Source organism: Caulobacter sp. GW822-FHT07D08 (assembly GCF_058798735.1).
Genome location: NZ_JBXAKU010000004.1, coordinates 24,523 through 36,977 on the forward strand (window position 1 = coordinate 24,523; position 12,455 = coordinate 36,977).

The 12,455-nt window shown below is 68.4% G+C and carries 11 protein-coding genes; 3 read left to right on the forward strand and 8 right to left on the reverse strand.

The window, feature by feature from the left end; translation table 11 throughout:
* Positions 1-4: 4 nt before the first annotated feature.
* Complete coding sequence (locus tag AC1RJ9_RS08930; RefSeq protein ID WP_492838663.1) at positions 5-403, forward strand: hypothetical protein; 399 nt, start codon at positions 5-7, stop codon at positions 401-403.
* A gap of 60 nt (positions 404-463) precedes the next feature.
* Here the strand turns inward: AC1RJ9_RS08930 and AC1RJ9_RS08935 are convergent, their stop codons facing one another.
* The gene (locus tag AC1RJ9_RS08935) at positions 464-736 is read right to left on the reverse strand and encodes a hypothetical protein (protein WP_492838661.1); all 273 of its coding nucleotides are present in this window, start codon (positions 734-736) and stop codon (positions 464-466) included.
* A 156-nt stretch (positions 737-892) separates the two neighbouring features.
* Positions 893-2,395, reverse strand: a complete 1,503-nt coding sequence (locus AC1RJ9_RS08940) for a Ppx/GppA phosphatase family protein (RefSeq protein ID WP_492838659.1) — start codon at positions 2,393-2,395, stop codon at positions 893-895.
* Positions 2,396-2,575: 180 nt separating this feature from the next.
* Between AC1RJ9_RS08940 and AC1RJ9_RS08945 the strand changes: the two genes are divergently transcribed.
* A complete protein-coding gene (locus AC1RJ9_RS08945) occupies positions 2,576-3,571 on the forward strand; it encodes a phosphotransferase (RefSeq protein ID WP_492838657.1) in 996 nt (331 codons plus the stop codon).
* Here the strand turns inward: AC1RJ9_RS08945 and AC1RJ9_RS08950 are convergent.
* The 5 genes from AC1RJ9_RS08950 to AC1RJ9_RS08970 all read right to left on the reverse strand — a co-directional run bounded on the left by AC1RJ9_RS08950 (position 3,568) and on the right by AC1RJ9_RS08970 (position 8,530).
* On the reverse strand, positions 3,568-3,960 hold the full coding sequence (locus tag AC1RJ9_RS08950) for a hypothetical protein (RefSeq protein ID WP_492838655.1): 393 nt from the start codon (positions 3,958-3,960) through the stop codon (positions 3,568-3,570). The genes AC1RJ9_RS08945 and AC1RJ9_RS08950 overlap by 4 nt on opposite strands.
* Positions 3,957-6,095 (reverse strand): RNA degradosome polyphosphate kinase, encoded by a 2,139-nt coding sequence (locus tag AC1RJ9_RS08955; protein ID WP_492838716.1) that lies wholly within the window; start codon positions 6,093-6,095, stop codon positions 3,957-3,959. Before AC1RJ9_RS08955 ends, AC1RJ9_RS08950 begins: the two co-directional genes overlap by 4 nt.
* Positions 6,096-6,321: 226 nt before the next feature.
* Positions 6,322-7,008, reverse strand: coding sequence for a DnaA regulatory inactivator HdaA (gene hdaA, locus AC1RJ9_RS08960; RefSeq protein WP_492838653.1), 687 nt, complete (start codon positions 7,006-7,008; stop codon positions 6,322-6,324).
* A gap of 257 nt (positions 7,009-7,265) precedes the next feature.
* Positions 7,266-7,940, reverse strand: a complete 675-nt coding sequence (locus tag AC1RJ9_RS08965) for a hypothetical protein (protein ID WP_492838651.1) — start codon at positions 7,938-7,940, stop codon at positions 7,266-7,268.
* 245 nt (positions 7,941-8,185) lie between these two features.
* Positions 8,186-8,530, reverse strand: coding sequence for a hypothetical protein (locus AC1RJ9_RS08970; RefSeq protein WP_492838649.1), 345 nt, complete (start codon positions 8,528-8,530; stop codon positions 8,186-8,188).
* A 176-nt stretch (positions 8,531-8,706) separates the two neighbouring features.
* On the opposite strand from AC1RJ9_RS08970, the gene AC1RJ9_RS08975 reads away from it, so the two are divergent.
* Positions 8,707-9,447, forward strand: coding sequence for an EcsC family protein (locus AC1RJ9_RS08975; protein ID WP_492838647.1), 741 nt, complete (start codon positions 8,707-8,709; stop codon positions 9,445-9,447).
* 807 nt (positions 9,448-10,254) lie between these two features.
* Here AC1RJ9_RS08975 and parE read toward each other — a convergent pair.
* Positions 10,255-12,366, reverse strand: a complete 2,112-nt coding sequence (parE, locus tag AC1RJ9_RS08980; protein ID WP_492838645.1) for a DNA topoisomerase IV subunit B — start codon at positions 12,364-12,366, stop codon at positions 10,255-10,257.
* Positions 12,367-12,455: the final 89 nt, after the last annotated feature.

Below are 12,455 nucleotides of genomic sequence, written 5' to 3' on the forward strand. Positions count from 1 at the left end.
CAGAATGGCCCGCACCGTTATTTCCGTCGTCGTACTGAGCCTGATGCTGCCTCTCGCGGGATGCGAGCGGCACACCAAGGCCGAGCGGTTCGTCCTGGATCAAGCCCTGGACCTCGTCCAGCGTGAGGAGCGCAGCCGACTGCCCACGAAGATCGAGGTCGCTTCGCTCAGCAAGGATAAGCAGTCCATCTGTGGCTATGCGACGGTCGGCGATCGCAAGCACGTGCCTTACATCATCCGCTATTCGAAACCGCTACCCGAAGCTGGCCTCTTCGCCACGGTGAGCGTCGTCCTGACCGTGCCGCCTTACAAGGGCGCGCCATACGAGAGCCAAGCCCATCAAGCCGCACGGATCCTGGCCGAGTGCGCGGAGCGCGGCCACCACTTGCCGCCGCCCACCTAAATAGAAGCCTCTCTCGCAGAGAGAGAGAGAGAGACGTTAAGTGGGCGCTGGCGGGGTAGGCTAGTGCTGCGCGAGCTGGCTCAACGCGCCGCCGGCGGCCAGGCCCAGGGCGCAGAAGACGCCGAGGTGGAAGACGACGCCGATGGCGACGGTGCGGCGGACCGACCAGGTGTTTTCCTGGGCGAAGACGCGGCCGATTTCCGATTGCAGGGTGCGGGCGGCGCTGGCCACGGGCGCGTCGTGATCGTTGGCGACATGCAGCTCGGGACGCTTGCGGGCCTCGGGAGCCGGAGCGATGGCATCCAGGTAGTCGACCTTACGCTTCAACATCACTGACCTCCGTTTATTTCGTTGAGGTCAAGCTACGGAAGCATTGCTAACAAAATGTGCAGTGTCGACGCTGTTAGTCTGCGGCAACTTGTCGATTTCCCCGTATCGAGGAGGTTCATGGCCGATTAAGTATGTTGAGAGGCCTGTCTATACCTGAATTTACGCCGTGATAATCTTTGGCTTCAGGTGCAGATGTTGCGCGGCGGTGTTGGCGCGCTTGCTGGTCTGTTCGCCGAGCAGCAGATTGGCATAGCCGGGCTCCGCCGCCAGGATCAGATGCGTCTTGTCCAGGGTCAGGCGCGAGCGGGCCAGCAGGCTGGGGCTGCGGCCCGAGAGGTCGCAGGCCAGGCGGATCGTGGCCCCCAGGGCGCGGGCCCGCTTCAGCTGGGCGGGGCTCAGCAGGCGCTCCAGGGTCGGAAGCTCGGGCGGGTGAAAGTTGGTGGCGTGACGGGCGTGAGAGGCGACCGCCACGAAGCAGCGTTCGGCGTGGTTCTGGCCGGCGATCGGGGCGCGCAGCACCTGCTCGAACACCAGGTCGGCGCGATGATCGGGATGCAGGCGCGCGCCGACGTCCGACAGGCGGCAGGCGGCCGAGACCAGGATGCTGTCGCGTTCGCCGAACAGCGCGGGCAGGGTGCGGAAGGCGGGCGCGATCCAGGCGTCGAGGGCCTGGCCCAGGTCGTCGGCGACGCCCTGGCGGTGGCCCAGGGCGTAGCAGCCCTCGATCAGCGGGTCCAAACCCCGCACGCGCGGCGGCATGGCCTCGAACAGCAGGCCCTCGCGCACCCCATAGGCCGAGATCTCGATGCGCTTGAGATGCAGCTGTTCGATCAGGGCCTCCAGCACCACGGCGGCGTAGGGCAGGGTCTCCGAGCGCTTCTTGCTCATGCCCTCGATGCGCTCCAGCGAGCTCTTCGACTGGTGGGCGACCAGGCGGGCGGCGTCCAGGGCCTCGCCGGCGCTGATCTCGTACTGGTGCACGACGTGCAGCGGGTAGCCCGACAGCCGCATGTGCAGCAGGGCGAGATTGCGCCAGGCGCCGCCCACGGCGTGGAAGGTGTCGCTCCGGAAGTCGGCGGCCACCGGGGCCAGACGCTCGCGGGCCAGGCGGCGGACGCGCTCGCCGTCGAAGACGCCATGCGCGGCGCCGTTGGGGCCGGCCAGGCTGAACGGGCCTAGCGGCAGGGTCACGCCCCGGCCCGCGCCGGTGGACGACAGCCGGACCAGCTCCAGGCTGGCGCCGCCCAGGTCGCCGACCACGCCCTCGGCGTCGGGGGCGCCGGCCAGCACGCCGACGGCGGCGTAGTGGGCCTCTTCCTCACCGGACAGCACCCGGACGATGAAGCCGGTCTCGTCGCGCACGCGGTCGATGAAGTCCTGGCCGTCCTTGGCGTCGCGGGCGGCGGCGGTGGCGACGACGAAGGTCTCGGCGGGATTGACCGCCTCCAGCACGGCGCGGAAGCGCTTCAGCGCCTGCAGGGTCTGGATGACGCCCTCGGGCGACAGGCGGCCGGTCTTGGCCAGGTCGCGGCCCAGGCCCGCCAGGACCTTCTCGTTGAAGACGGTCCAGATGGCGCGGCCTTCCAGCCGGTACACCACCAGGCGGACCGAGTTTGAACCGATATCGATCACGGCCGCGTCGCGCGGCGCCTGGAAGGGCATGGGGACGGTTTAGCGTATTCGCGGGTTGGGGGAAGCGGTCACGATCGTTTTCGATGAGGAAGAACGCGCGGAAAGGCTTGTCGGAAAACGCCTTGATCATTTCCGCTATTATTATCCGGGCGATATTGACTCATATTCTATCCGGGTAAATAAGGCGGCGATCTTCAAGAGGTTCCGCCGATGTCCGTTTTCCCCGACCCGCTGTCCCCCGACCGGCGTCCTGGCGTCCGCAAGGCCCTGCGCGCCACGTTCGGGACCGAGGTTCTCGACGGCTGGACGCCGGTGTCCGGCGGGCTGTCGGGGGCGGGGGTCTACAAGGTCCGGGTCGGCGGCATCGCCTATCTGCTGCGGATCGAGGCCGGGCGGGACGGGCCGCGCGACCCGCGTCGCGGCTATGCCTGCCTGAAGCTGGCGGCGCGGGCCTGCCTGGCGCCGCGCGTGCGCTACGCCGATCCGGACGACGGGGTGGTGATCGGCGACTTCATCGAGGCCCGCTCGCTGGCCCTGGACTATGCCGGGACCCGCGCCGACCTCGTGATTGAACTGGCCCAGGCCGTGCGGGCGTTGCACGCCATCGAAGGTTTTCCGCCGCTGGTCGACTATCTGGACGGCCTCGACGCCCTGGTCGATGAGGCGGCGCGCGCGGGCGTCGTCCCGATCGGCGCGTTCGACGACTGGGCGCGGCTGCGCGAGGTCTGCAAACGTCTGGCGCCGCAGCCGGTGTCCAGCCACAACGACCTCAATCCCGGCAACCTCGTCTATGACGGCCGGCGCATCTGGCTGGTCGACTGGGAAGCGGCGTTCCGGGCCGACCGCTATGTCGACCTGGCCGCCATCGCCAACACCTACGCCGCCGATCCGGACAGCGAGGCCCTGCTGCAGCGGACCTATTTCGGGCGCGAGGCGACGGACAGCGAGCGGGCGCGGCTGTGGCTGTTCCGGCAGGTCAGCCACGTCTTCCACGCCGCGGTGTTCGTCGCCGGCGTGGCGGGGCGGGCGAGGGCGGAGCATCTGGACGGGCCGGAGCTCGACGCGCTCCACCAGCGCCTGGCCCTGGGCGAGCCGCTGCTGGCGACGCCGGACGGGCGGCTGGCCTATGGGCTGGCGAGGCTGCGGGTGTTGAGGGCGAACCTGGCTTCGGGCGCCTTCGTGGAAGCCGCGTCGATCGCGACCTAGGGATTGATCCGGCACGCCACCGTGCGCCAGCGCTCGCCCTCGCGCCGGTGATAGCAGGTGCCGTAGCTGACCTGGCGGCCGTGGGCGCGCTGGCCGCCCTTGGTCAGGGCCCAGGGCGCGGGACCGAGCAGCAGCATGTCGGTGGTGTCGGCCTTACGCTTGCACAGGCCCCACCAGCGGATGTGGTAGTCGCCGAGCACGCCGGGACCGTAGACCTCGGCCACCGCCTGGGCCCTGCGCTCGACGCCCGGCGGGACGCCGAAGCGGTCGACGCCGGGGCGGGCGGGCAGGGCCTGGATCGCGCAGAGCTCGGCCTGCCGCCCCGGCTCCGGTCCGCACGCGGCCAGCGGTCCCAGGAGCGGCAGGACCAGAAGCGCCGAAAGCCTCAACGCTTGCGCTTGGTGCCGACGTGGTCGAAGGCCCGGGGCATGTCGGTGGTCTTGTGGCCGCGGCCCGACAGGCTGGGGTTGGTCATGAAGTAGTCGTGGGCCGAGAACGCGCCCTTGGCCTTCCAGGCCGGGTCGCGGGCATAGTCGCCCTCGCTGTCGAGGCGCCAGCTCTGGGCCTCGTCATTGAGGTTGGCGACCATGATCTGGTCCAGCACCTGCTGGTGCACGGTCGGGTTCTCGACCGGGACCAGGGTCTCGACGCGGCGGTCCAGGTTGCGCGGCATCCAGTCGGCCGAGCTGATGAACACCCGCGTCTGGGCGCCGGGCATGGCCGCGCCGTTGGCGAAGGCCACCACGCGCGAGTGCTCCAGGAAGCGGCCGACGATCGACTTGACCCGGATGTTCTCCGACAGCCCCTTGATCCCCGGGCGCAGGCAGCAGATGCCGCGCACGACCAGCTCGATCTGCACCCCGGCCTGGCTGGCGGCGTAGAGGGCGTCGATGATCTGCGGATCGACCACGGCGTTCATCTTGGCCCAGACGCCCGCCGGCTTGCCGGCCCGGGCGTTGTCGGCCTCGGCCGCGATCATCTTCAGCAGGTCCGGCTTCAGCGTCATCGGCGAGAAGGACAGCTTCTCCAGCCTTCCAGGCTGGGCGTAGCCGGTGATGAAGTTGAACAGCTTGCCCCCGTCGCGGCCCAGGGCCGGGTCGCAGGTGAAGAGGCTCAGGTCCGTATAGATCCGCGCCGTCTGCGGGTGATAGTTGCCGGTGCCGAAGTGGCAGTAGGTGCGCAGGCCCTCGCCCTCGCGGCGCACCACCACCGACAGCTTGGCGTGGGTCTTCCAGTCGACGAAGCCGAACACCACGTGCACGCCCGCCCGCTCCAGGTCGCGCGCCCACTTGAGGTTATTCTCTTCGTCGAAGCGGGCCTTGATCTCGACCAGGGCCGTGACGTTCTTGCCGTTGTCGGCCGCCTCGATCAGGGCCGCCACGATCGGGCTGTCCTTGGAGGTGCGATACAGCGTCTGCTTGATCGCCAGCACGTTCGGGTCGCGCGCGGCCTGGCGGATGAACTGCACCACCACGTCGAAGCTCTCGAACGGGTGGTGAACCAGAATGTCCTTCTCGCGGATCGCCGCGAAGCAGTCGCCGCCGTGGTCGCGCACACGCTCGGGGAAGCGGGCGTTGTAGGGCGGGAACTTCAGGTCCGGCCGGTCCGGCGGGATCAGCTCCGACATCTGGGCCAGGCCCAGCTTGCCGTCGACCAGGATCACGTCCTCGGGCTCGGCGCGCAGGCCCTCGATGATGAAGTCGCGCAGGTCGGGCGGCATGGTGGTCTGGATTTTGACCCGCACCACCCGGCCCAGGCGACGCTTCTTCAGCCGCGCCTCGAACTCGCGCACCAGGTCCTCGGCCTCTTCCTCGATCTCGAGATCGCTGTCGCGGATCAGGCGGAACAGGCCACGGCCCTCGACCTCGTAGCCGGGGAACAGGTGGTCCAGGAACAGGATGATGAAGCTTTCCAGCGCCATGATCTTGCGCTGGCGCTTCTTGCCGCGCGTCACCACCGACGACAGCTCCCAGAACCGCCGCACCTGCGAGGGGATCGGCGCCAGGGCGTAGAGGTGCTTGTCGTCGGCGATCCGCCGCAGCTTCAGGGCCAGGCAGAAGCCGAGATTCGGAATGAACGGGAACGGATGGGCCGGGTCGATGGCCAGCGGCGTCATCACAGGGAAGATCTGGCTGAGGAAGATGTCCTCGGCCTTGGCCCGGTCGGCGCTTTCGATGTCCTTGGCGTCGAGCAGCTTCAGCCCCTCGTCCCGCAGCTCGGTGCGGACCTGGCGCCAGATCTTCTGCTGCTCGCCCATCAGCTCGGCGGCCGAGGCGTTGATGCGCGTCAGCTGCTCGCCGGGGGTCAGGCCGTCCTGGCTGATCACCCGCACGCCCTCGCGCACCTGGCCCTTCAGGCCGGCCACGCGGACCATGTAGAATTCGTCCAGGTTGTTGGCGCTGATCGACAGGAACCGCAGGCGCTCCAGCAGCGGGTGGCGCGGATTGCCGCTCTCTTCCAGCACCCGCTGATTGAAGGCCAGCCACGAGATCTCGCGGTTGAAGAACCGCTCCGGCGAGGCCATCAGCTCGGCGTCGAGCACAAGGCCGGTCTGCGGAACGGGGATCTCTGGCGCGGCGGGCGCCAGCGGCGCGAGTTGCGGAGTCGGGTTCGGAAGGGCGGCAGCGTCGGTCATGGGCCTCAGTCTAGCGCAGAATTTTTCCGGAGGGTGAAGGCCCAATGGTGGCGGAGGGCCGTGACGGGGTGACGACAGCGACCTTGAACCCTTCCCCCTGGAAGGGGGAAGGGGGTCAGTCCTCTTCCCCCTCCAGATCCCCCAGCACCTCGCGCGCCAGGGCCTTGTTGACCGCGCGGTGCTGCTGCGAGGCGGCCTCGTCCAGCAGCTTGGCGGCGGCCAGGCCCTCGGCGGCCGAGCGGGGCAGGCGGGCGATCAGATAGGGATAGAGGTCCGGATCGGGCTTCAGGTGCTCGGCCCGGAAGGCGCGCTCCAGCACCGCCCGCAGCACCACGTCGTCGGGCTCGGCGATCTCCGCCACGGTCAGGGCGTTCAGCCGCGAGCGCAGGTCGGGCACCGCGCAGCCCCAGGCGATCGGCGCGACGCGGGCGGTCAGCAACACGCTCCCGCCATCGACCCCGGCCATGTTGAGGATGTGGAACAGGTCTTCGTCATGCAAAGAGGCGCTGTCCGACCTCCGGTCGGCGTCCTCGACCAGCACGGCCCGGCCGCGCAGGGCGGGGAGGTCCGGGGGCTGCGTCGCCTCGGCGTTGATCACCACCGCGCCCGTCCGCGCCGCCCAGGTCCGCGCCAGGTGGGTCTTGCCGCTGCCGACCGGCCCGACCAGGGCCAGCCGCCCCTCGGGCCAGGCCGGCCAGGCGTCCACCCGCGCCACGGCGTCGGCGTTACAGCCCGAGACGGCGAAGTCCTCCCGGCCGTAGGTCGGCGGCGCGGTCAGCGGCAGTCTGAACTGGGTCGACAATCCCTGGAGCCCGGCGTGGTGAATGGTTGGGTAGGGATATAGGGCGCGTTGGCGGGAAGGGCGAGGCGGGACGGTTGGGGATAGTGGGGATAGGGCGGAAGGGAGTGTGGATGGGGAGGCGAGGCGTTTATTCTAAAGCGGCGGCAGAGCGCCAGGAGCCCGCCATGGCCGCGTGACTCAAACCAAATGGCCTACGGCAAACTCGGGGCGGTTCAGACCTTTCAACGACATCCGTTTACTGCGAACTCCACTCTTAACTAGTCAAAGCCTTTGGCCTTCGGCTTCACGGGTTGAAGCGTCGCTTTCGGCGTCGCGAAGAAGCACGGACCCAGACTGACGCCCCGGGTTGGCTTGTAGGTCACAACCTTGCCTTGCCCAAATCGGACAAGACAGCCCAACTGCGCCCATTTGGCTGGAGCGTGATCTTCTTTCCATGCGAGATCGAACTCGGCGCGCGCTTCGGGCGACATGGTCCCACCTTCAAGCGCAGTCGATTCTTTTGCCATCGCGCCGAGCCGTTCATCGCACTGCTGACGCTCTTCGGCGCTTATTTGAGAACCGTTTAATCGACATCTTTGCCACCCCTTCAAGGCGCCAGAGAGACGGCCACGGTTGATCGCTTGACCATCTCCGCCGCTGCTCGGGCTTTGTAAGGGAGGCGTGCCTGAGGGACGCACGCTCAATTGATCCGTGAGCCGACGGGGCGCGGCCGTCGCTGCCCGGACCCGAGCCTCAAAGCGCGTCGCATCCAAAGCCGCTGCGGCTTGCGGCGTAAATTGCGCGCGCCCGGCCTTAACACTGACTTCTGCCGCTTTCTGCTCAGGCGGCTTCGGACGGGGTAGAATCAATAGTTCTAACGTTGAAGGCGTTTCGTAGTCGTCCCAGGCCGGCTTCGTCTGCCGCCACTGGTCTAGACCGAAGAACAGCACCAAGTGAGCCGCTAAGACAGACAGAAGACTAAGAAAAAAGGCCAGTGTTGGACCCTTGCGCCTTCTTCGTCTGGCCTCCGTCATCCGACCGATTTCCGTCTACAACTGCATAGATATCCCCAGGCCAAAGTGGCAACTATGGGGCGAAACCGAATGCCCGCCCCACTGCTGATCCTCCCAAGTTTGAGTGGACACCTATGCTAGCTTTTCGGAGCTGGAGAGGTGTGTCTGATGAGCGTGAAACGTCCTTAGCCCCGGACCGCCCACCGCCACACTAACAACACCACCCCCACCAAGATCACCGGCCCGAACACCCGGAACGTGTGGCGCGTGCAGGGCTCCGGGAAGAAGGTGTCGTAGGCGCCGTCCTTGGTGGCGCCGTACTTCACGGCGACGGCGGTCAGGGGGCATTTGAAGCCGCAGGCGGCGAAGACGGCGCTCTCGATCGCCGTCAGGCCCAGCGCGACCCACAGCCAGGGACCGCGCGCGCCGGTGATCCCGGCGGCCAGCACGACCAGGGCGGCGCTGGCCATCACCACATAGATCACCGTGTGGGCGGCGCGGACGAGGGTCAGGCGCTGGGCGTCGGTCATGGCGCAGCTTAGATCCTTCTCCCCCTGCGGGAGAAGGTGGCGCGGAGCGCCGGATGAGGGGTTGATGGCGGGCGCCGCCGCCGGGGCGCGCAGGCGGGCAGGGCGGTGTGACCCCTCATCCGACCCGCTTCGCGGGCCACCTTCTCCCGCAGGGGGAGAAGGGCTACCTCAGAGCCATGCCCCTCTCCCCCGACCTCCTCGCCTGGCGCGCCGAGCTGACCAGGCCCGCCGGCCCGCTGAACGGCCTGGCCCGCGCCGCGCAGCAGCGGATCAACCGGATCATCCCCGAGAAGGTCCACGCCGCCATCACCGCCGCCATCGCGGGGATGACGCGGGCGCTGCTGGTCGGGTCGGACTACGCGACGGGCTCGCCTCTTATGGGTCTTACCCTGGACGAGCGCCGGGCCAGGGCGACCAAGGCGATCGACGGCTGGAAGGCGGCGGCGGCGGCCGAGGGCGGGGTCACCGGGTTCGGCGGCTTCCTGGCGGCGGCGGCCGACTTCCCGCTGCTGATGAGCTTCAAGATCAAGCTGCTGTTCGAGATCGCCGCCGTGTTCGGGCACGACGGGACGCAGCTGCCCGAGCGTCTGTATATCCTGCACATCTTCGAGTTGGCGTTTTCGGATGCTCCGCACCGAGCCCGGGTGCTGGCGGCGATGGACGACTGGGACGCCAAGGCCCATCCGGCCCACCTGGACGACTTCGACTGGCGGGCCTTCCAGCAGCAGTACCGCGACCACATCGATCTGGCGAAACTGGCCCAGTTCATCCCCGTGGTCGGCGCGCCGCTGGGGGCGATCGTCAATTGGCGGCTGGTCGAGCGCCTGGGCCACACGGCGGTGATGGCGTACCGGATGCGGGCCGAGCAGGGGGCTTGTGCTTCGACGGTGACGGGTGGAAATTCCCTCTCTCTTTGAGAGAGGGAGGGGCCCGCGCCGCAGGCGTGGGAGGGTGAGTGGTTAGGCGAAGCCCCGTCCCAGCTCGCACATCTCACTGAGTTTTCAGGATTTATCGGCGGGCGGTGTAACCACTCACCCTCCCATGCTGCGCATGGGCCCCTCCCTCTCTCTAAGAGAGAGGGTTTGGGTGGCGCACGAGCATTCGCGCCCTTGCGTCCCCGGCCTCAAAACCTGCCTTATCCTGCTCTCACCTGACGGCGTGGAAAGGGCGTTCGGCCGACGACTTGGGCGGCCGTCAGGGGTGGTTGAGCGGGAAGCGCTCGTCGGGGTCTCTTCGGAGGCGCCTTCGCGACGGATCCAGCGGCGGGTTCCCTGAAACATGGGGCGAAGCCCTGGCGGCGAAGGTTCGGCGAGCGCGGCAGGCGTGGGCTGAAATCGCCCATGCGTCCGGGACCGGGGCTCGTCGCCCTGGCCCGCCCGTCGGGGGCCCAAACCTCGGGAGCGGGTTAAAACCCCGCGCTCTCGAAGGCTTCCGGATAACGGACCACGCGGAGCGCTCTGGCTTCGTCGAAACGGTATTATCTACTCACACTCCGGACGCTGTCCGGCGCTCCGTGTCCCTTTTCATGACTTCAGCGGCTGGCCGCGTGAGGGGGCGGAGGCATGTCTGGCTCGGCACAGGCCCCCACCTGACCCGCTAGCGCGGGTCTGTCCGCCCCCAAGCGGGGCGGAGAGGAAGCCGCCTCTCCCGCGCCAGGGTTTGTCTCTCCTCCCCCTGTTGGGGGAGGGGGACCGGCGAAGCCGGTGGAGGGGGGCAGCTCGGGCTTAAAGATCCAGATCCGCCGATGCGAACTCGGCGTTCTCCTGGATGAACCGGAACCGCAGCTCGGGCTTGCGGCCCATCAGGGTCTCGACCAGGCTTTCCACCGCCTCCTCGGCGCGCGGCAGGGTCACGCGGGCCAGGGTGCGCTTCCTGGGGTCCATGGTGGTCTCCTTCAGCTGGGAGGCCATCATCTCGCCCAGGCCCTTGAAGCGGCCGATCTCGGGCTTCTTGCCCTTGAACACCGTGGCCAGCAGCTCGTCCTTGTGGGCGTCGTCGCGGGCGTATTCGCTCTTGCCGCCGTGGGCGATGCGGTAGAGCGGCGGCAGGGCCAGATAGAGGTGCCCCTGGCGGATCACGTCCGGCATGGTGCGGTAGAAGAAGGTAATCAGCAGGCTGGCGATGTGGGCGCCGTCGACGTCGGCGTCGGTCATGATGATGATGCGGTCGTATCGCAGGTCTTCCTCGCGATACTTGTTCCCGCCCTGAGCCCCCAGGGCCAGCATCAGGTCCGACAGCTCCTTGTTGGCGGTGAACTTCTCGCCGCTGGCCGAGGCCACGTTCAGGATCTTGCCGCGCAGGGGCAGGATGGCCTGGTACTTGCGGTCGCGGGCCTGCTTGGCCGAGCCGCCGGCCGAGTCGCCTTCGACGATGAACAGCTCGGCCCCGTCGACCGCGCCGCCGGCGCAGTCGGCCAGCTTGCCCGGGAGACGGAGCTTGCGGGTGGCGCTGGCGCGGGTGACTTCCTTGTCCTTGCGGCGCTTGAGGCGTTCCTCGGCCCGCTCGATGACGAACTCCAGCAGGGCCTGGGCGTTCTTCGGGCTGGACGACAGCCACAGGTCGAACGGGTCGCGCAGCGCGGCTTCCACGAAGCGCTGGGCCTCGGAGGTGGAGAGCTTTTCCTTGGTCTGGCCCTGGAATTCGGGGTTCTTGATGAACACCGAGATCAGGGCGCCGGCCTGGGCGACGACGTCGTCGGCGGTGATGATCGTGCCGCGCTTCTCGCCCTTGAGGTCGGCATAGGCCTTGAGGCCGCGGGTCAGGGCGGCGCGGAAGCCGCTCTCGTGGGTGCCGCCTTCAGGGGTCGGGACCGTGTTGCAGTACGACTGCATGAAGCCGTCGTGCTCGCCGAAGCCCTGGGGCGTCCAGCTGACGGCCCACTCGACCGCGCCGGCCTCGCCCTGGCGCTCGATGCGGCCCGAGAAGCTCTCGGGGGTGACGGTGTTGAGGCCCTTGGTCCGCTCGGCCAGGAAGTCGGCCAGGCCGTTGGGGAAGTGGAACGTGGCCTCGGGCGGGGTCTGGTCATGGATGCGGGAGGGATCGCAGGACCATTTGATCTGCACGCCGCGGAACAGATAGGCCTTGGAGCGGGCCATGCGGTACAGGCGCGCCGGCTTGAAGCCGACGCCCTCGCCGAAGATCTCGTCGTCGGGCTTGAAGCGCACCATGGTGCCCTTCTTGCGCGAGGGACCGACCTGCTGGATCGGGCCCAGCGGCTTGCCGCGTGAGAAGACTTGCAGGTGCTCGAAGCCGTCGCGCCAGACGGTGACCTCGACGCGCTCGGACAGGGCGTTGACCACGGAGGCGCCGACGCCGTGCAGGCCGCCGGAGGTCTCGTAGGCCTTGCCGGTGAACTTCCCGCCGGCGTGCAGGACGGTCATGATGACCTCCAGCGCCGACTTGCCGGGGTACTTGGGGTGCGGGTCCACGGGCATCCCCCGCCCGTCGTCCTTGACCGACAGGTAGCCGTCGGCGTCCAGCTTGACCTCGATGGTCTTGGCGAAGCCGGCCACGGCCTCGTCCATCGAGTTGTCGAGGACTTCGGCGAACAGGTGGTGCAGCGCCCGCTCGTCGGTGCCGCCGATGTACATCCCCGGTCGCTTGCGGACCGGCTCCAGCCCTTCCAGCACCTCGATGTCGGCGGCCGAATATTCGCCGGGCGCGCTGACCTTGGCCGGCGAAGGCTGTGGGGCGGCCTTGGACGACGGGGGCGGCGGCGGGATCGGACGCGGCGTCGGTTCGACGTGCGGCTCCACGCTGGTCTGGAACGGCGCGGCGGGGACGGGCGCCAGGGCGTCGTCGTCGAACAGCGAGGGGGTCTTATCGGAAGATGACATTGGGGCAAGTCTAGGCGATTCGAACGCGGGGGCCTCGTATGGCCTCGTGACCGTCCCCTGAAAAGCAAAATCCGCCCCCAGCTAAGCCG

Coding starts and splice junctions, on each gene's coding strand:
- AC1RJ9_RS08940 (WP_492838659.1), bottom strand. CDS start 2,395: ATGCCCTTCCAGGCGCCGCGCGACGCGGCCGTGATCGATATCGGTTCA.
- AC1RJ9_RS08930 (WP_492838663.1), top strand. CDS start 5: ATGGCCCGCACCGTTATTTCCGTCGTCGTACTGAGCCTGATGCTGCCT.
- AC1RJ9_RS08970 (WP_492838649.1), bottom strand. CDS start 8,530: ATGACCGACGCCCAGCGCCTGACCCTCGTCCGCGCCGCCCACACGGTG.
- parE (WP_492838645.1), bottom strand. CDS start 12,366: ATGTCATCTTCCGATAAGACCCCCTCGCTGTTCGACGACGACGCCCTG.
- AC1RJ9_RS08975 (WP_492838647.1), top strand. CDS start 8,707: ATGCCCCTCTCCCCCGACCTCCTCGCCTGGCGCGCCGAGCTGACCAGG.
- AC1RJ9_RS08945 (WP_492838657.1), top strand. CDS start 2,576: ATGTCCGTTTTCCCCGACCCGCTGTCCCCCGACCGGCGTCCTGGCGTC.
- AC1RJ9_RS08955 (WP_492838716.1), bottom strand. CDS start 6,095: ATGGCCTCGCCGGAGCGGTTCTTCAACCGCGAGATCTCGTGGCTGGCC.